The sequence below is a fragment of the Streptomyces sp. NPDC047081 genome, assembly GCF_040643775.1.
In the GTDB taxonomy this organism is placed as follows: domain Bacteria; phylum Actinomycetota; class Actinomycetes; order Streptomycetales; family Streptomycetaceae; genus Streptomyces.
Window position 1 is genome coordinate 194,196 of sequence record NZ_JBEYUY010000001.1, and the last position, 16,534, is coordinate 210,729.

16 protein-coding genes are annotated in these 16,534 nt (G+C 68.7%); 9 read left to right on the plus strand and 7 right to left on the minus strand.

Features of this window, described 5'->3' with window-relative positions; all coding sequences use genetic code 11:
- The first annotated feature begins 14 nt into the window (after positions 1 to 14).
- The gene (locus ABZ848_RS00885) at positions 15 to 1,328 is read left to right on the plus strand and encodes a DUF3500 domain-containing protein (RefSeq protein ID WP_360823096.1); all 1,314 of its coding nucleotides are present in this window, start codon (positions 15 to 17) and stop codon (positions 1,326 to 1,328) included.
- Here the strand turns inward: ABZ848_RS00885 and ABZ848_RS00890 are convergent.
- Positions 1,300 to 2,157, minus strand: coding sequence for a helix-turn-helix transcriptional regulator (locus tag ABZ848_RS00890; protein WP_360823099.1), 858 nt, complete (start codon positions 2,155 to 2,157; stop codon positions 1,300 to 1,302). The two genes, ABZ848_RS00885 and ABZ848_RS00890, sit on opposite strands and share 29 nt — an antisense overlap.
- Before the next feature lie 26 nt (positions 2,158 to 2,183).
- On the opposite strand from ABZ848_RS00890, the gene ABZ848_RS00895 reads away from it, so the two are divergent.
- Positions 2,184 to 2,768 (plus strand): class I SAM-dependent methyltransferase, encoded by a 585-nt coding sequence (locus tag ABZ848_RS00895; RefSeq protein WP_360823102.1) that lies wholly within the window; start codon positions 2,184 to 2,186, stop codon positions 2,766 to 2,768.
- Positions 2,769 to 2,888: 120 nt separating this feature from the next.
- On the plus strand, positions 2,889 to 3,845 hold the full coding sequence (locus ABZ848_RS00900) for an arabinan endo-1,5-alpha-L-arabinosidase (protein ID WP_360823105.1): 957 nt from the start codon (positions 2,889 to 2,891) through the stop codon (positions 3,843 to 3,845).
- Between the two features lie 8 nt (positions 3,846 to 3,853).
- Here ABZ848_RS00900 and ABZ848_RS00905 read toward each other — a convergent pair whose 3' ends face one another.
- Positions 3,854 to 4,342 carry a MarR family transcriptional regulator gene (locus tag ABZ848_RS00905; protein ID WP_360823108.1) on the minus strand — a complete coding sequence of 163 codons (489 nt, stop codon included), beginning with the start codon at positions 4,340 to 4,342 and terminating at the stop codon, positions 3,854 to 3,856.
- Between the two features lie 139 nt (positions 4,343 to 4,481).
- On the opposite strand from ABZ848_RS00905, the gene ABZ848_RS00910 reads away from it, so the two are divergent.
- The 6 genes from ABZ848_RS00910 (at position 4,482) to ABZ848_RS00935 (ending at position 9,567) form a co-directional block, all read left to right on the plus strand.
- The gene (locus ABZ848_RS00910; protein ID WP_360823111.1) at positions 4,482 to 5,135 is read left to right on the plus strand and encodes a nitroreductase family protein; all 654 of its coding nucleotides are present in this window, start codon (positions 4,482 to 4,484) and stop codon (positions 5,133 to 5,135) included.
- Positions 5,136 to 5,210: 75 nt separating this feature from the next.
- Positions 5,211 to 5,375, plus strand: coding sequence for a hypothetical protein (locus ABZ848_RS00915; RefSeq protein WP_360823114.1), 165 nt, complete (start codon positions 5,211 to 5,213; stop codon positions 5,373 to 5,375).
- The gene (locus ABZ848_RS00920) at positions 5,372 to 5,641 is read left to right on the plus strand and encodes a hypothetical protein (RefSeq protein ID WP_360823117.1); all 270 of its coding nucleotides are present in this window, start codon (positions 5,372 to 5,374) and stop codon (positions 5,639 to 5,641) included. The genes ABZ848_RS00915 and ABZ848_RS00920 overlap by 4 nt, the downstream gene beginning before the upstream one ends.
- Complete coding sequence (locus ABZ848_RS00925; protein WP_360823120.1) at positions 5,638 to 6,612, plus strand: ribose-phosphate diphosphokinase; 975 nt, start codon at positions 5,638 to 5,640, stop codon at positions 6,610 to 6,612. The genes ABZ848_RS00920 and ABZ848_RS00925 overlap by 4 nt, the downstream gene beginning before the upstream one ends.
- 100 nt (positions 6,613 to 6,712) lie before the next feature.
- Positions 6,713 to 7,888, plus strand: a complete 1,176-nt coding sequence (locus ABZ848_RS00930) for a 4-hydroxybenzoate 3-monooxygenase (RefSeq protein ID WP_360823123.1) — start codon at positions 6,713 to 6,715, stop codon at positions 7,886 to 7,888.
- Positions 7,889 to 7,932: 44 nt separating this feature from the next.
- The gene (locus ABZ848_RS00935; protein ID WP_360823125.1) at positions 7,933 to 9,567 is read left to right on the plus strand and encodes a methyltransferase; all 1,635 of its coding nucleotides are present in this window, start codon (positions 7,933 to 7,935) and stop codon (positions 9,565 to 9,567) included.
- A gap of 49 nt (positions 9,568 to 9,616) precedes the next feature.
- On the opposite strand, the gene ABZ848_RS00940 is transcribed toward ABZ848_RS00935, so the two are convergent.
- From ABZ848_RS00940 to chvE, 5 genes are all read right to left on the minus strand, one after another.
- Positions 9,617 to 11,170, minus strand: coding sequence for a histidinol-phosphate transaminase (locus ABZ848_RS00940; protein ID WP_360823128.1), 1,554 nt, complete (start codon positions 11,168 to 11,170; stop codon positions 9,617 to 9,619).
- Positions 11,171 to 11,344: 174 nt separating this feature from the next.
- Positions 11,345 to 12,499 carry an aldose epimerase family protein gene (locus tag ABZ848_RS00945; RefSeq protein WP_360823131.1) on the minus strand — a complete coding sequence of 385 codons (1,155 nt, stop codon included), beginning with the start codon at positions 12,497 to 12,499 and terminating at the stop codon, positions 11,345 to 11,347.
- Positions 12,500 to 12,555: 56 nt separating this feature from the next.
- Complete coding sequence (mmsB, locus tag ABZ848_RS00950) at positions 12,556 to 13,803, minus strand: multiple monosaccharide ABC transporter permease (protein WP_360823134.1); 1,248 nt, start codon at positions 13,801 to 13,803, stop codon at positions 12,556 to 12,558.
- On the minus strand, positions 13,800 to 15,350 hold the full coding sequence (gene mmsA, locus ABZ848_RS00955) for a multiple monosaccharide ABC transporter ATP-binding protein (RefSeq protein ID WP_360823137.1): 1,551 nt from the start codon (positions 15,348 to 15,350) through the stop codon (positions 13,800 to 13,802). The genes mmsB and mmsA overlap by 4 nt, the downstream gene beginning before the upstream one ends.
- A 53-nt stretch (positions 15,351 to 15,403) precedes the next feature.
- Positions 15,404 to 16,510 (minus strand): multiple monosaccharide ABC transporter substrate-binding protein, encoded by a 1,107-nt coding sequence (gene chvE, locus ABZ848_RS00960; protein WP_360823140.1) that lies wholly within the window; start codon positions 16,508 to 16,510, stop codon positions 15,404 to 15,406.
- Positions 16,511 to 16,534 lie beyond the last annotated feature (24 nt).

Consider the following 16,534-nt stretch of genomic DNA (forward strand, 5'->3'; position numbering starts at 1 on the left):
GGAGTTTGGTCTCCATGCACGGACACCGACCCCGCACCCCCGAAGCCGAACGCAGCCGCCGCTGGTTCATGAACAAGGCGCTGCTCGCCGGCGGCGTCGCCGCGATGGCGACCATGACCGGCTGCTCCAACGACTCCGACTCCGCCGGTACGGCGAGCGGTTCGGCCGAAGCCGGGGGGCCCGGCGGCATGCCGTCCGGCGGTCCCAGCGGTATGCCCTCCGGCGGGCCCGGTGGGGGCGGCGGCGGTGGCATGGGGCCCGGTGCCAGTGAGGTCAAGTACGCCGACTTCAAAGGTGTGACCACGGACGGCAAGGTCGTCGACGACCTGTACTCGATCCACTCCACCGATGTCTCCACCGACAAGCTCGTCAAGGCCGCGCAGGCCTTCCTCGACGGGCTCTCCAGCAAGGAGCGCAAGTCCTGCGTCTTCGACGTGGACGACGACGAGTGGCTGAAGTGGAGCAACGTCGACGGGTACGAGCGCCAGGGCGTCCGGATGGGCGACATCACCGAGAAGAAGCGGGAGTTGGGCTACGCGCTGCTCGGCGCCGCCCTCTCCGCCGACGGGCTCACCCAGACCCGCAACATCATGAAGCTCAACGCGTATCTCGGCGACTACAGCGGCGGGAACAAGCCGACCCTGACCGAGGGCGCTTACTTCTTCACCTTCATGGGGACCCCGTCCACGACCAAGCCGTGGGGTTTTCAGTACGAGGGCCACCACGTCGCCATCAACTACTTCGTCCTCGGCGACCAGGTCGTCATGACACCCACCTTCATGGGCTCCGAGCCGACCTCCGCCACCTACAAGGGGGAGAAGATCACCCTCTTCAGGAAGGAGACCAAGGCCGGGCTGACGCTCCTGCGGTCGCTGACCTCCGCCCAGCAGAAGAAGGTCCTCTCCTCCGAGACCAAGGCGGGCGACAACTTCAAGGCCGGCGCCGGACAGGACAACGCCCAGATCGCCTACCAGGGCCTGGCCGCCAAGGGCTGGACCAGCGCCCAGCGCGACAACCTCCTCGACCTGGTGCGCGTGTACGTCGGCAACATGGACGACGGCCACGCCGAGGTGAGGATGACGGAGGTCGAGGACCACCTCGACGACACGTACTTCTACTGGATCGGCGAGACCAAGGACACCTCGGCCTTCTACTACCGCGTGCACAGCCCGGTCGTCCTGATCGAGTACGACGCCCAGTCCCCGATCGCCTACGAGACCCAGAACCACACGCCCAGCCAGCACCACATCCACACCATCATCCGGACCCCCAACGGCGGCGACTACGGCGTGGACCTGCTCAAGCTGCACCTGGAGAACGACCACTGACGGACTGCGGCCGGGCCGCCGCCCGCTCCTGCCGGAAGGCGCTCGGGGTCTCCCCCGTATAGGCCTGGAAGGCCCTGCTGAACGCGCTCGCGCTGTCGAAGCCCACGGCGAGGGCGGTCGCCAGCACGGTGCTGCCGGGCTCGACCAGCAGGGTCATGGCGTGCAACAGGCGGCTGTGCAGCAGGTATTGACGCCATGTCATGCCGGTGGCGGCCTGGAAGCGGCGGCGCAGGGTGCGTTCGGAGACGGCGACGGCCCGGCAGACCCGGTCGAGGGAGGCCGTCGCCAGGTGTGCGTCGGTGTGCCGCATGACCTCGGTGACCAGGGGGTCCGTGCTGGTCGGGAGGTGGAACGGGAGCTCCTCGTCGAGGCGCTCGCGCACCAGGTGGGACAGCGCCTCGAAGTAGGAGTCGGCGACCGCGTCACCGCCCGTGCGGCCGATCGGCCAGCGCGCGGCGTAGATGAGCATCGCGCGCAGGATCGGGTCCACGGGCAGTACGCGGACCCGGCCGCCGGTGTCCCGCAGCAGCACGGGATCGAAGAAGACCGAGACCGTCCTCGCCCCGATGAACGAGCTCTGGTGGGCGAGACCGGCCGGTATCCACACCGCCTGCCGGGACGGCAGCCGATGGCGTGCCGTCGCGGTCTCGACGCCGACGATCCCCTCGGAGGCGTACTCCAGCTGGTGCTGGTCGTGCCGGTGCCACGGGGTCGTCCCGTCGCCCTCGAAGGAGAAGGTCCCGGCCGCCACGCCCGTCGAACGCAGGCCCGCCCAGCGGGAGTTGGCCGCCGGGGGCATGGATGTGGCCGTTCGTGCGGAGCCGGTCATCGTCCGGAGTATGTACCAATGAGGGCATGACGTCCATGAATCAGGGCCATCTGACCTTCCTCGCCTCCCCGGAGTGGGCCGAGACGCTGCGCACCAGGCTGCTGCCCTGGCTGCGGGAGGCGGCCGAACTCGGCGACGACGTACTGGAGGTGGGCCCCGGCCCCGGCCTCACCACCGACCTCCTCCTCGGACTGACCGACCACGTCACGGCGGTCGAAATCGACGCCGACCTCGCCCGCGAGCTCGCCGCCCGCCTCGACGGCCCCCGCGTCACGGTCGTCCACGGCGACGCCACGGCCGTGGACCTGCCGGCCGACCGCTTCTCCGCGGCGACCTGCTTCACGATGCTGCACCACGTCGAATCGCCGGAAGCCCAGGACCGGTTGTTCGCCCGGGTGTGTCAACTCCTGCGCCCTGGCGGGGTGTTCGTGGGCGCGGACTCCGTCGCCAGCGACGAGATGCGCGAGTTCCACGTCGACGACACCTATGTCCCGGTCGACCCCGGCACCCTCGAACTCCGGCTCACCGCCGCCGGGTTCACCGACATCAACGTCGTCAGCCCGCCCGGCGAGGGGCACTTCCGGTTCACCGCGCGCAGGCCGAACGCCTGAGGCTGCGCGGACCGTTGACGCGCAAGTTGTTCGATTCTACGGTCTCGCCCGAAACTCTGATCGGCGATCGGTATATCGAACACCCGCATCCGGCATCCCCCCACCTGGAGGAGCGTCAACGTGAACCGCACGTCACTTCTCGCGATCCCCGCCGCCGTCCTGCTCGCCCTGATCCCCGGCACGGCCTCGGCCTACCCCAACCCGGGCACGGTCACCGGCAGCGTCGTCGTCCACGACCCGACGATGATCCGCACCTCGGCCGGCCGCTACCTGCTCTACTCCACGGGTGGCGGCCTGGCCTATAAGACCTCCACCGACCGCACCGCGTTCACCGCCGGCGGCGACGCCTTCCCGGCCAAGCCGAGCTGGTGGTCGTCGTACGCGACGGAGGCCTGGGCGCCGGACATCTCGTACCACGGCGGCAAGTACCTGATGTACTACGCGGTTTCGACCTTCGGCTCCAACAAGTCGGCCATCGGGCTTGCCGGTTCGCCGACCGGCCTGCCCGGCTCCTGGACCGACTACGGCGTCGTCTACACCTCCACCACCTCCAGCGACTACAACGCCATCGACCCGAACCTCTTCGTCGACGACGACGGCAAGTGGTGGCTGTCGTTCGGGAGTTGGTGGACCGGCATCAAGATGATCCAGATCGACCCGAGCAGCGGGAAGCAGCTCGCCTCCAACACCACCCGGTACTCGATCGCGTCCCGCCCCACCGGGACCAAGGCGGTCGAGGCGCCGTACATCGTCAAGCGGGGCGGCTACTACTACCTCTTCGCCTCGTACGACGTCTGCTGCCAGGGCACCAGCTCCACGTACAAGGTGAAGGTCGGCCGCGCCACCAGCGTCACCGGCCCGTACTACGACAAGAGCGGCGTCGCGATGACCAACAACGGCGGCACGCCCGTCCTGGAGTCGCACGGCAGCGTGATCGGGCCCGGCGGGCAGTCCGTCATGAACGACTCCGACGGCGATCTGATCGTCTACCACTACTACGACGGCAACGACAACGGCACTCCCAAGCTCGGCATCAACCTGCTGAGCTGGAGCACCGGTTGGCCCGTCGCGTACTGACGCTTCGTTCAGCGGGTGTCGCCGAGCGAGACCAGCAGCGTGCGCAGGATGCGGGCGAGGTCCTCGCGGTCGTCCTCCTGGAGGCCCGCGAGGATCTTCCGCTGGTTCTGGACGTGCCCCTCCACGGTCCGGTCGACCAGCTCCCGGCCCACGTCGGTGAGCGCGATGTGCAGGCTGCGCCGGTCGCCGGGCACCGTCTCCCGGGTGACGAGGCCGCGGGCGACGAGCCGGTCGATGCGGTTGGTGAGCGCGGCCGAGCCGATCATGACGCTGGAGGCCAGGGCCTTGGCCGTCAGCGGTCTGCCGCTGCGCCGGAGCGTGGCGAGGACGTCGAACTCCCAGGTCTCCATGTCGTACTGGGCGAAGTAGTCCTTCAAGTGGCCGTTGACCAGCCGTGAGAGCCGCAGGATGCGACCGATGGTGCCCATCGCGTCGAGGTCGAGGTCGCCGCGCTGGGCGGCCCACTGGTCCAGGAACTCGTCGACGGCATCCCGCATGGGGTCACCTCCCCTTCACTGTTGTTCACCGTTGCTTCAACCAGATTAATTCGACAACGAACTGTTTGACTCAAGCGTAGTTCACGTCGTAGCTTCTCGATGTCAGATAGTTCGACGTCGAAAGACAGGGGACGTGTCCGTGGAGTCGTCGACCGACCACACCACCGTGTCCAGGATCATCCGCGCCCGCCGCAGCATCCGCCACTACCTGCCGGACCCGGTCCCGGCGGCGCTGCTGCACGAGCTGGTCGGTCTCGCGCTGGAAGCGCCGTCGAGCTTCAACCTGCAGGCCCGGTCCGTCGTGGCCGTCACCGAGGAGGCCGGCCGCAAGGCGCTGACCGAGGCCACGGGCGGCCAGCCGCATCCGCAGGAGGCGCCGGTGACACTCGTGTTCGTCGCCGAGTCCGGCGCCTGGCGGGGGGACCGTACCGACGTGTGGGAGACCGCACGGCGCACCGGCGCCTGGTCGGAGCGGTTCGCGGCGGCCTCGCCCGAGGACGCGCGCCTCTTCCACGAGGACCTGCGCGAGCGCGGCCTGGAGCGGGAGTACGCGATCAAGGACGCCATGATCGCGGCCTCGTTCCTGATGATCGCCGCCCAGGCGGCCGGCCTGGCCACCAGCCCGATGAACGGCTGGGACGAGCGCGAGGTCAAGAAGGCCATCGGAGTGCCCGACCGCGACGACCTCCACATCGCCCTGCTCGTCCCGCTCGGCCACCCGGCCGAGACCCGGCTCCACCCCGGACGCCGGGACCGCTCGCTGACCCTGTTCAGCGAGGTCTACGGCCGCTGACGGGGCCGTCCGCCGGGGGCGGACCGTGGCCCGTGGACACGTAACACCACAACACAACCAGGGGGGTTGGTCCTTGTGACCACTGTGAACAAGCTCGTCCAGGTGGCCGGTGTCATCGACGCCGCCGAAGCCGACCTGATCATCGAGGAGGGCGCGGACTGGCTCGGCTTCGCGCTGCGGCTGCCGTCCGGCAAGGACGACATCCCCTGGAGGTCTGCGAGATCGTCTCGCGCCCCGTGACCCGGGCCGTGCGCGACCTGTGGCGGGGCAACCTGGTGGTGAACCCGCACGCCACGCCGGACTCCTTCCCCGCCTCCGTGGACAGCGCCCGGCAGATCCTGGACGAGGGCCTGGCCGACGCCGTCTCGCTCGGCGCCCTGTTCCTCGCCAACCCCGACCTGCCCGCGCGGATCGAGGCCGGGGGCCCCTTCAACACCCCCGACGAGTCGACGTACTACGGCGGCGACCACCGCGGCTACACCGACTACCCGGCGCTCGGCCGGTGACCGCTGTGGTCCGTGGCGCCCGGCGGGAGCTGCTGCTGTTCTCCGGCCGGGCCCACCCGGAACTCGCCGCGCGGATCGCCCGGGAACTCGGCACCCGCCTGGTGCCGAGTCAGGCACGGGACTTCGCCAACGGCGAGATCTACGTCCGCTTCGAGCAGTCGGTGCGCGGCGCGGACTGCTTCGTGGTGCAGTCCCACACGGCGCCCATCAACACATGGATCATGGAACAGCTCATCATGATCGACGCGTTGAAGCGCGCCTCGGCCCGCAGCGTGACCGTCGTCGCCCCGTTCTACGGCTACTCGCGCCAGGACAAGAAGCACAAGGGCCGCGAGCCGATCTCGGCCCGGCTGGTCGCGGACCTGCTGACCACGGCCGGCGCCGACCGGGTCATCACGATCGACCTGCACACCGACCAGATCGTGGGCTTCTTCGACGGCCCGGTGGACCACCTGTTCGCGCTGCCCACGCTCGCCGACCACATCGCGGCGGGCACCGACCGGCAGCGGCTGACGGTGGTCTCACCGGACGCCGGCCGGGTCCGGGTGGCCGACCGCTGGTGCGACCGGCTCGGGGCGCCGCTGGCGATCGTGCACAAGAAGCGCGACAAGGACATCGCCCACCAGGTCAGCGTCCACGAGGTGGTGGGCGAGGTCCAGGGGCGGGTGTGTGTGCTGGTCGACGACATGGTCGACACCGCGGGCACGATCTGCGCGGCCGCCGACGCCCTGTACGCGAACGGCGCCGAGGACGTCATCGTCGCCGCCACGCACGGCATCCTGTCCGGACCGGCGGTGGACCGGCTGAAGAACTCCCGGGTCAGCCGGTTCGTCTTCACCGACACCCTGCCGACAGCCGCCGCGACCGGACTGGACAAGGTCGAGGTGCTCTCGGTCGCCCCGCTGATCGCCCACGCGATCCGGGAGATCTTCGAGAACGGCTCGGTGACCAGCCTGCTCGACGAGCTCTGAGAACCACCCGTATGGCCCAATCATCCCGATCTGTGTAGGTGCGGTGAAGATCCGGGTGATATGAAACCCCTTGGCCGAAAGCAAAACGTCAGAGGCGGGCATGGGGAAACGGTTCGACCTGGGGGAACTCGTCGGTGTGGTGATCGTCGGGGCCGGTCCGGCAGGGCTGGTTCTGGGCAATCTCCTGCTGGACCGGGGTGTCGACTGCGTCATTCTGGAACGGCGTGCGCGCGAGGCGGTGGAAGGGCGGGCCAGGGCCGGTTTCCTGGCCGCCCACTCCGTGCGCGTACTCACCGAGAACGGTCTGGCGAACGGGCTGCGGGCCCGCGGCCGTACCCACGCCACCTGCCTCTTCCGCAGCGACCGGGGGGAGTTCACCCTCGACTACGGGCGGCTGGGGCGCGGCGAGGTGCACACCGTGTACCCGCAGCAGGACCTCGTACGGGACCTGGTCGCCGAGTACCTGCGGCGCGGCGGTGAACTCCGGTTCGGGCAGGAGGTCGAGGAGATCTCCGAGGGCCGGGTGCGGGTGCGCGGCGGCCACGACGTGACGGCACGGTACGTCGCCGGGTGCGACGGCCACCGGGGCGTCGCACGCCGGACACTCACCGCACGAGGCACGCGCACCTCCCGCTGGGACCACGGCGTCTCCTGGCTGGCGGTCCTGGCCGAGGCCCCGCCGAGCATGACCGCCGTCGGATACGCCCTGCACGAGCGGGGGTTCGCCGGACACATGGCGCGTACGGCGAACATCACCCGCTACTACCTCCAGTGCCCGCGCGGCACCGACCCCGCCGAGTGGAGCGACGACCGGATCTGGACCGAGCTGGCGACCCGGATGCGCACGGCCGAGTTCGGCACGCTCCGCCAGGGCCCGGTCCTGGAGAAGGCGGTCGTCGACCTCCGCTCCGACGTACTGGAGAGCCCCGGCGCCGGGCGGCTGTGGCTGGCCGGCGACGCGGCCGGGCTCATCAGCCCCTCCGCGGCCAAGGGCGCCAATCTCGCCGTACTCCAGGCCGAGTTGCTGGCACGCGCCCTCACTCGGGCACTGACCCGCGGCGACGAGAGCGGACTCGCCCGGTACGCCGCGGACGCCCTGCCCCGCGTGTGGCGGGCTCACGAGTTCTCGCACTGGATGAGCGGCCTGCTGCACGGGCCCGCCGACGACGGCGCCGAGGCCCGCTACGGCCGCGCCCTCCAGTACGCCCGCCTGGAGAGCCTGCGCACCTCCCGCACCCACCAGGACTTCTTCGCCGAGAACTACACCGGCATCTGATCCCCAGCCCCCCGCATCCGTCCCACCATCCACCGGGAACCTTCATGAACCACCCCGTCGTACAGGCATGCCCGCTGGCCGAAGCCGACCTGCAACGGATCCGGCGCGCGGCCGACTATGTCCGTGCCCACGACACGGACCAGGTCCTGGCCGAACTGCTCCCCGACCTCACCGCCGAGGAACGGGCCGACGTCTCCCGCCACCTCGTCTTCGACCACACCGCGGTCCTCGTCTTCCCCGCCACGCTCGACGGCCTGCGCGAGGAACTGCGCCAACGCGGCCTGGAACCGGGCGAGTTGACCCCGAGCGTGGTCGTACGCGGCCGCCTGGCCCGCCGCTACGGCGCGGTGGTCGGCGAGAGCCCGGTAGGCATCGTCCATGTCGCCGTGGAGGGCCGCAGCGTCGAGGTCTTCGCGCTCCCCGTCCCGCCCGACTCCCCGTTGGAGGCGGTCGCCGCCGACGAACGCGCCGCGGGCCACGAATCACATCACGCCTTCGCCCTGACCTCACCTGGCCCGGTGGTCCCGGCCGGCCTGCGCACCCTGCTCCAGGAACGCGGCGGCGCGGTCCCGGACGGCGGTGGCCACAACGCCCACGAGAACGTGACGGTCCTCTACTTCCGCACCCGCACCCACCAGCGCTTCGAACTCCGCCTGCCCGGCCGCCACGCGCCCCTGCCCGACCCGGCGGTCTCCCTCCTCGGCGTCATGACCGGCGCGTGGGCCACGCAGGCGGTCGCCACGATGGCCGAACTCCACATCGCAGACCATCTGGCCGACACCCCGGGCGCCGGCGCGGACACCCTCGCCAAGCTCACGGACACCCACCCCGACGCCCTACGCCGCCTCCTGCGCTACCTCTCCACCCTCGGCCTGGTGACCTCGGCGGACGGCACCTACCACCTCACCGCGGCGGGCCAACCCCTGCGCACGGGAACGGACTTCTCCCTCCACCCCCTGGCCCTCCTCTACGGCGGCCTGTTCTACGACTCCTTCGCCGGCCTCACCCACGCGGTCCGCACCGGCGAGGAGGCCTTCGCGCACCGCTATGGCCGACACCACTTCACCTACCTGGCCGAACACCCCGAACTCGGCGACCTCTTCCACCGCGCGATGGCCGCCAGCACCGAGATGTTCGCCCCGGTACCGCACTTGCTGGACTTCACCGACGTCCACCAGGTGATCGACGTGGGCGGCGGAAACGGCGAGCTGCTGGGCCGAGTTCTCCGGGCCCACGCCCACGTGAAGGGCGTACTCCTGGAGCAGCCGGGGGCGTTGGAGGCGGCACGTTCCAACTTGGCGGACCTGACGTCCCGTTGCACCTTCATGCCGGGCGACTTCACGGAGGCGGTCCCGCCGGGAGGAGACGTCTACCTGCTGTCCCGGGTACTGCACGACTGGGACGACGACCGCTGCTTGACGATCCTCCGCAACTGCGCGGAGGCAATGCGCCTGGGAGCCCAACTCCTGGTAGTGGAACGCCTGTTGCCGACCCGAGAGGGCACACCTTCCCCCGCGGTCGCCTGGGACGTCCACATGCTGTGCAACGTAGGCGGCCGCGAACGGGACGAGAACCACTACCGACGGCTGTTGGAGGAAACGGGCTTCGAGATGCGGGATTGTTCTGCACTGCCACTAGGCGGATGGCTGATCAACGCCGTGCGAGTAGCGCCCCGTTAGGGGCGCGGGGAACTGCGCGACCAGCCCCCACACACCCGCACCCAACCGACTACGCCCCCGCCGCACTGGGCCAACTCTGCGCATTGGGCCACCCGGTAGCGGGAGCCGGAGCCAACCCCGGCCCGGTAGTCCCCCGAACCTGCGCCGCCGTAAGCCCCCCACGAGCCGGAACCCCAGGCGGCGTAGGCCCAGCAGGCATAACCGGCTCAGGCGCAGGCATGGGCATAGGCATAGGCGCCTGCATAGCAGCCGGCATGGGCGCCGCAGGCATAGGCGCGGGCATGGGCGTCGGCATGGGGGTCGGCATAGGCATAGGCGCCGCAGGCATCGGCGGCTGCATGGGAACCGGCTCAGGCGCCGCAGGCACAGGCATCTGCACAGGCATCTGAATCCCCGCCCCGTTCGTCTCGCCCACGATCCGGTCCACGGCCGCCGTACCCGAGCTGTAGCTGGTCCCGGCGCCCAGCTCGGGCACGGCGGCTCCCCTCCTGGTCCCGTAGAGCACCTGTTCCATGCCGGACACCAGGCGACGCACGTCCGTCTGGGGGCGCACCACGAGTCTCAGGAAGCGGCTGGACGAACCGATCTTGTTGCCGCACTCACGGACCAGGATGCGGTGCTCGGTGAGCAGCCGGTCCCGGACCACGGTGCCTTCGGCGCCCACGGGGAGGCGTACGAAGAGGAAGTTGCCCTGCGAGGGGTACACGGTCAGCCCCGGCAGCGCGGAGAGCTGGCTGGCCATGTCGAGGCGGTCCCGGCGCACCTGGAGCAGGCTCTGCGCGTACTCGGGCCCGTGCTCCTTGAGCATGAACACCACGTACTCGGCGAAGGCGTTGAGGTTCCACTTGGGGAGCATGGAACGGACCCGGCCGGCGAGCGCGGGGTTGGCGACCATGTAGCCGAAACGTATGCCGTGCAGGCCGAAGTTCTTGCCGAGGCTGCGCAGCACGATGACGTTGGGCCGGATCATCGCCTCCTGGACGACGCTCGGCTCCTGCTCGGCGTCGGCGAACTCCAGGAACGACTCGTCGATGATCACGAGGTCGAGGTCGGCCATCGCGTCCATGAACTGCACGAGCGCGTGCTTGTGGAGGAAGCCGCCGTCGGGGTTGTTCGGGTTGCAGATCACGGCGACCTTGGTGCCGCGGGCGCGGATGAACTCGGCGTACTGCGCGAGGTCGAGGGCGAAGCCGCTGGACTCCTGGAGCGGGAACATGTCGACCCGCTTGCCGGTCTCCATGGGCTGGTCGGTCCAGCGGCCGAAGGTGGGGACGGGGATGGCGAGGGACTCGCGGACCATCAGATGGTCGATCCAGGTGATGAGCTCGGTCGAGCCGTTGCCCATCGCCACGGCCTGCGGCGGGAGTTGGAGCAGGGTGCACAGTTCGGCGGTGATGGTGTCGGCGCTGCTCGGGTAGTACGTGACGATGTCCCGCAGTCGCGCCGACATGGTGTCCATCATGGCCGGGGTGGGGAAGTAGGGATTGCAGGGGATACAGAAGTCGATCGGGCCGGCCCCGTCGCCGCCTTCCCGGGTCAACGCCGCCATCGACGGGCTGTGAGCCGCGGTGCTGCGGAACAGCGAGGTGACGTTGTCGGCCATGGAACCTCCGTATGGGGCGGGCCCGGCCGGGGACTTCCGGGCCCGTCGTGTCTGGGTGGCCCGCGCGGGGGAGCACGGGCCGCCCTTACATACGGATGCCTGTGAGGCGCTGTTCAACCGCTGTGGGTTCGACGGGAAATTGTGAAGCTCCTGTGAACCCGGCGGGGTGTCCGCCTACGCGGAGAACGTGTGGACCGTGGTGGTCCGGTACGTCTGCCCAGGTCGCAGCACTGTCGACGGGAAGTTCGCGTGGTTCGGCGAGTCCGGGAAGTGCTGTGTCTCCAGGCACAGGGCATCACCCTGGCGGTAGGTCTTGCCGCCGGTGCCGGTGAGGGTGCCGTCGAGGAAGTTGCCGGAGTAGAACTGCAGGCCCGGCTGGTCGGTGGCGATCTTCAGGGTGCGGCCGGAGCGCGGGTCGCGCAGGGTCGCGACATGCTCGGGCTTGGCCGTGATGCCCTTGTCGAGCACCCAGTTGTGGTCGTAGCCCTTGGCCTGCACCTGCTGGACGTGGCCGTCGCGGATGTCGCGGCCGATCGTCTTGGTCTTGCGGAAGTCGAACGGGGTGCCGGAGACCTTCGCCAGTTCACCGGTCGGGATGAGGCCCGTGTCGGTGGGCGTGTAGCGGCCGGCGGCGATCGAGAGCTCGTGGTCCTCGATCGTGCCGCTGCCCTCGCCGGCGAGGTTCCAGTACACGTGGCTGGTGAGGTTGACCACGGTGGCCTTGTCGGTGGCGGCCTCGTAGTCGATGCGCCAGTCGCCGTGCTTGGTGAGGGTGTACGTCACCTTCGCCTTGAGCGTGCCCGGGTAGCCCATCTCGCCGTCGATGCTGGTGTAGTGCAGTACCAGACCGACGTCGGAGCCCTTGGTGAACGGCTCCACGTCCCAGATGTGCTTGTCGAAGCCCTGCGTACCGCCGTGCAGGCTGTTCACGCCGTCGTTCACGGACAGCTGGTAGGTCTTGCCGTCCAGGGTGAACTGGCCCTTGGCGATGCGGTTGCCGTACCGGCCGATCAGGGCGCCGAAGTACGGGGTCTTGGCGACGTAGTCCTCGATGTTGTCGAAGCCCAGGGAGACGTTGGCGTAGTGGCCGCGCCGGTCCGGGATCTCCAGGCCCTGGACCACACCGCCCCAGTTGAGGACCTTGAGCCGCGTGCCGCCGTTCTCCAGCGACCAGCGGTAGACCTTCGTGCCGTCCGCGAGCTTGCCGAAGAGCTCCTTCACCGGCTTCCTGCCTCCCGAGGCAGCCTCGGCCGTACCCGTGCCGAGGGTGGTGGCGGCGATACCCGCTGCCGCGGCGCCCGCGATGACTGTGCGTCTGTTCAGTTCCATGTGCGGCTCCCGTAAAGGGGTGGGGCCCCGCCGTGCGGACGGGGCCCGAGCTGGACTTACGAACCGGACTTGCGCTTGTTCCACACATCGAACCCGACCGCGGCCAGCAGGGCGAGGCCCTTGATGACCTGTTGCCAGTCGGTGCCGACGCTGAGGAGGTTCATACCGTTGTTCAGCACGCCGAGGACCAGACCACCGATGATCGCGCCCAGGACGGTACCCACACCGCCGCTCATGGACGCGCCACCGATGAACGACGAGGCGATGGCCTCGAGTTCGAAGTTCAGGCCCGCCTTCGGCGAGGCCGCGTTCAGACGGGCGGCGACCACCAGACCCGCCAGGGCCGCGAGCACGCCCATGTTCAGGAAGACAAGGAAGGTGACCTTCTTGTCCTTGACGCCGGACAGCTTGGCCGCCGGCAGGTTGCCGCCGATCGCGTAGATGTGGCGGCCGAAGACGGCGTTGCGCATGACGTAGCCGTACCCGACCACCAGCACACCGAGGACGATCAGGATGATCGGCGCGCCCTGGTAGCTGGCGAGGATCATGGTGACCGCGATGATCGCGGCGGCGATGGCGACGAGCTTGAGCAGGAAGGCGTTCCTGGGCAGCACGTCGAGGGAGAACTCCTGCTCGCGCTTGCGGTCGCGGACCTCCTGGTACACCACGAAGGCGAGGAGCACGATGCCCAGGAGGAGCGTCAGGTTGTGGTAGTTGGTGTTCGGGCCGACCTCGGGCAGGAAGCCGTTGCCGAGCTTCTGCAGACCGTCCGGGAACGGGCCGAGGGTCTGGCCCTGCAGGAAGATCTCCGTCAGACCGCGGAAGAGCAGCATGCCGGCGAGGGTGACGATGAAGGACGGTATGCCGAGATAGGCGATCAGGAAGCCCTGTAGTGAGCCCGCGACCGCGCCCACCAGCAGGCAGAGCACCAGCGCGACCGGCCAGGCCACGCTGTGCTGGACCGTCAGCACGGCGGCGAACGCGCCCACGAACGCCGTCAGCGAGCCGACCGACAGGTCGATGTGACCCGCGATGATCACCAGCATCATGCCGATCGCGAGGATCAGGATGTAGCTGTTCTGCAGCACCAGGTTGGAGACGTTGCGCGGCAGCAGCAGGTCGCCGCCGGTCCACACCTGGAACAGGACCACGATCAGGCCGAGCGCGATCAGCATGCCGTACTGCCGCATGTTGCGGCGCAGCCCGCCCAGGATCAGCTGCAGCAGGCTGCCGTCGGCGGTCGTCCCCCCGCTCTTGCCGGGCGGCGCCGAGGCCGGGACCTTGTCCGTCACTTCGGTGCTCATCGGGTTACCTCTTTGTCCTTCGTCATCTGGCGCATCAGCACTTCCTGCGTGGCCTCCGCGCGCGGGACCTCGCCCGTGAGCCGTCCGGCGGCCATGGTGTAGATGCGGTCGCACATGCCGAGCAGTTCGGGCAGCTCGGAGGAGATGAAGACGACCGCCTTGCCCTCGGCGGCCAGCTGGTCGATGACCGTGTAGATCTCGTACTTGGCGCCGACGTCGATACCGCGCGTCGGCTCGTCCAGGATCAGCACCTCGGGACCCGCGAAGATCCACTTGCTGAGGACGACCTTCTGCTGGTTGCCGCCGGACAGCCGGCCCACCGTCTCGAAGACGGTCGGCGCCTTGATGTTCATCGACTTGCGGAAGCGCTCGGCGACCTTCCGCTCCTCGTGCTCGTCGACCACACCGCGCCTCGCGACCTTGCCCAGGGCGGTCAGCGAGATGTTCCGGTTGATGTTGTCGATGAGGTTGAGGCCGTAGTGCTTGCGGTCCTCGGTGACGTACGCGATGCCGTGCTCGACCGCCTCGGCGACGGTCTTCGTGCGGATCTCCCTGCCGTCCTTGAAGACCTGGCCGCCCGCGTGCCGGCCGTAGGTGCGCCCGAACACGCTCATCGCGAGCTCGGTGCGCCCTGCGCCCATCAGGCCCGCGATACCGACGATCTCCCCGCGCCGCACGTTGATCGACACATCGTCGACCACCTTGCGCTGCTGGTCGATCGGGTGGTGCACGGTCCAGTTGCGGATCTCCAGGGCGGGTGCCGCGTCCGCCTCGCCCTCGTACGGGGTGCGGTCGGGGAAGCGGTGGTCGAGGTCGCGGCCGACCATGCCGGAGATGATCCGGTCCTCGGTGGTCTCCGGCGCCTTGACGTCCAGGGTCTCGATGGACCGGCCGTCACGCAGGATCGTCACCGAGTCGGCGACCCGCCGGATCTCGTTGAGCTTGTGGGAGATGATGATCGAGGTGATGCCCTGCTTCTTCAACTCCAGGATCAGGTCCAGGAGTTTGCCGCTGTCCTCGTCGTTGAGAGCCGCGGTCGGCTCGTCGAGGATGAGCAGCTTCACCTTCTTCGAGAGCGCCTTGGCGATCTCCACCAGCTGTTGCTTGCCCACGCCGATGTCGGCGATCCGGGTCTCCGGGTGGTCGGACAGACCCACCCGGCGCAGCAGTTCGGTGGCGTGCTTGAGCGTCTCGTTCCAGTTGATGAACCCGCCGGAGGCGTGTTCGTTGCCGAGGAAGATGTTCTCCGCGATCGACAGGAACGGCACCAGGGCCAGTTCCTGATGGATGATCACGATGCCGTGGTGCTCGCTCGCCCGGATGTCCTTGAACGAGCAGACCTCTCCCTCGAAGAGGATCTCGCCCTCGTAACTGCCGTGCGGATGGACGCCGGAGAGCACCTTCATCAGGGTGGACTTTCCGGCGCCGTTCTCACCGCAGATGGCATGGACCTCGCCCTGACGGACGGTCAGCGTGACGTCCGACAGCGCTTTGACGCCGGGAAAGGTCTTGACGATCGAGCGCATTTCCAGGACGGGTCCCGCCATGGTGTGCCCTTTCAAACCGTAGGAATGGCCGGTCTTCTCACCGGCAAGGACGACTAGTTGAGCTCGGCGGCCGTGTAGTAGCCGGTGTCGACCAGCGCCTCCTTGTAGTTGCTCTTGTCGACGCTCACCGGCTGCAGCAGGTAGGCCGGGACGACCTTGGTGCCGTTGTCGTAGGTCTTGGTGTCGTTGGTCTCCGGCTTCTTGCCGTTGAGCACGTCGTCGACCATGTTCGCGGCGACGTCCGCGAGCTTGCGGGTGTCCTTGTAGACGGTCTGCGTCTGCTGGCCCGCGATGATCGACTTCACCGAGGCGAGCTCGGCGTCCTGGCCGGTGATGACCGGCAGCGGCTTGCTGGAGGAGCCGTAGCCGTCCGACTTCAGGGCGGCGAGGATGCCGATCGAGATGCCGTCGTACGGCGAGAGGACCGCGTCCACCTTCGCGCTGCTGTACGTGGAGGTCAGGATGTCCTCCATGCGCTTCTGGGCGGTGGCGCCGTCCCAGCGCAGCGTGGTGACCTGGGTGAGCTTGGTCTGGCCGGACTTGACGACGAGCTTCTTGCTGTCGATGTACGGCTGGAGCACGCTCATCGCGCCGTTGAAGAAGTACTTGGTGTTGTTGTCGTCGTTGGAGCCGGCGAACAGCTCGATGTTGAAGGGGCCCTTGCCGCTCTTCAGGCCCAGCTTGTCGACGATGTAACTGGCCTGCAGCTCACCGACCTTGGTGTTGTCGAAGGACGCGTAGTAGTCCACGTTCTTCGTGCCGAGGATGAGGCGGTCGTAGGCGATCACCGGGATCTTGGCGTCCGCGGCCTGCTGCAGCACGTTGTTGAGCGACTTGTTGTCGATGGCGGCGACGATCAGGCCCTTGACGCCCTGCGTGATCAGGTTCTCGATCTGCGAGACCTGCTGGTCGGGGTCGTCCTCGCCGTAGACCAGCTTGGTCTTGTAGCCCTTGGCCTCAAGGTCCTTGACGACGTTCTTGCCGTCGGCGATCCAGCGCTCGGAGGACTTGGTGGGCATCGCGATACCGATGGTGCCGCCCTTGGCACTTCCCGAGCTCTCCTTGCTGCCGCCCTCACTGCTCTGACCGCAGGCGGACAGCGTGAGGGCGAGGGAGGCGGCTCCGGCTATGAGGGTGAGGGCGCTTCTACGAGTGCGCATGGTGATCAGTCCCTGTTCTTCTCG

Excerpts from the sequence above, each read along its gene's own strand:
- ABZ848_RS00885 (WP_360823096.1), top strand. The coding sequence starts at position 15 with ATGCACGGACACCGACCCCGCACCCCCGAAGCCGAACGCAGCCGCCGC.
- ABZ848_RS00895 (WP_360823102.1), top strand. The coding sequence starts at position 2,184 with ATGACGTCCATGAATCAGGGCCATCTGACCTTCCTCGCCTCCCCGGAG.
- ABZ848_RS00945 (WP_360823131.1), bottom strand. The coding sequence starts at position 12,499 with ATGGAACTGAACAGACGCACAGTCATCGCGGGCGCCGCGGCAGCGGGT.
- ABZ848_RS00935 (WP_360823125.1), top strand. The coding sequence starts at position 7,933 with ATGAACCACCCCGTCGTACAGGCATGCCCGCTGGCCGAAGCCGACCTG.
- ABZ848_RS00930 (WP_360823123.1), top strand. The coding sequence starts at position 6,713 with ATGGGGAAACGGTTCGACCTGGGGGAACTCGTCGGTGTGGTGATCGTC.
- mmsA (WP_360823137.1), bottom strand. The coding sequence starts at position 15,350 with ATGGCGGGACCCGTCCTGGAAATGCGCTCGATCGTCAAGACCTTTCCC.
- ABZ848_RS00890 (WP_360823099.1), bottom strand. The coding sequence starts at position 2,157 with ATGACCGGCTCCGCACGAACGGCCACATCCATGCCCCCGGCGGCCAAC.
- ABZ848_RS00905 (WP_360823108.1), bottom strand. The coding sequence starts at position 4,342 with ATGCGGGATGCCGTCGACGAGTTCCTGGACCAGTGGGCCGCCCAGCGC.
- mmsB (WP_360823134.1), bottom strand. The coding sequence starts at position 13,803 with ATGAGCACCGAAGTGACGGACAAGGTCCCGGCCTCGGCGCCGCCCGGC.
- chvE (WP_360823140.1), bottom strand. The coding sequence starts at position 16,510 with ATGCGCACTCGTAGAAGCGCCCTCACCCTCATAGCCGGAGCCGCCTCC.
- ABZ848_RS00940 (WP_360823128.1), bottom strand. The coding sequence starts at position 11,170 with ATGGCCGACAACGTCACCTCGCTGTTCCGCAGCACCGCGGCTCACAGC.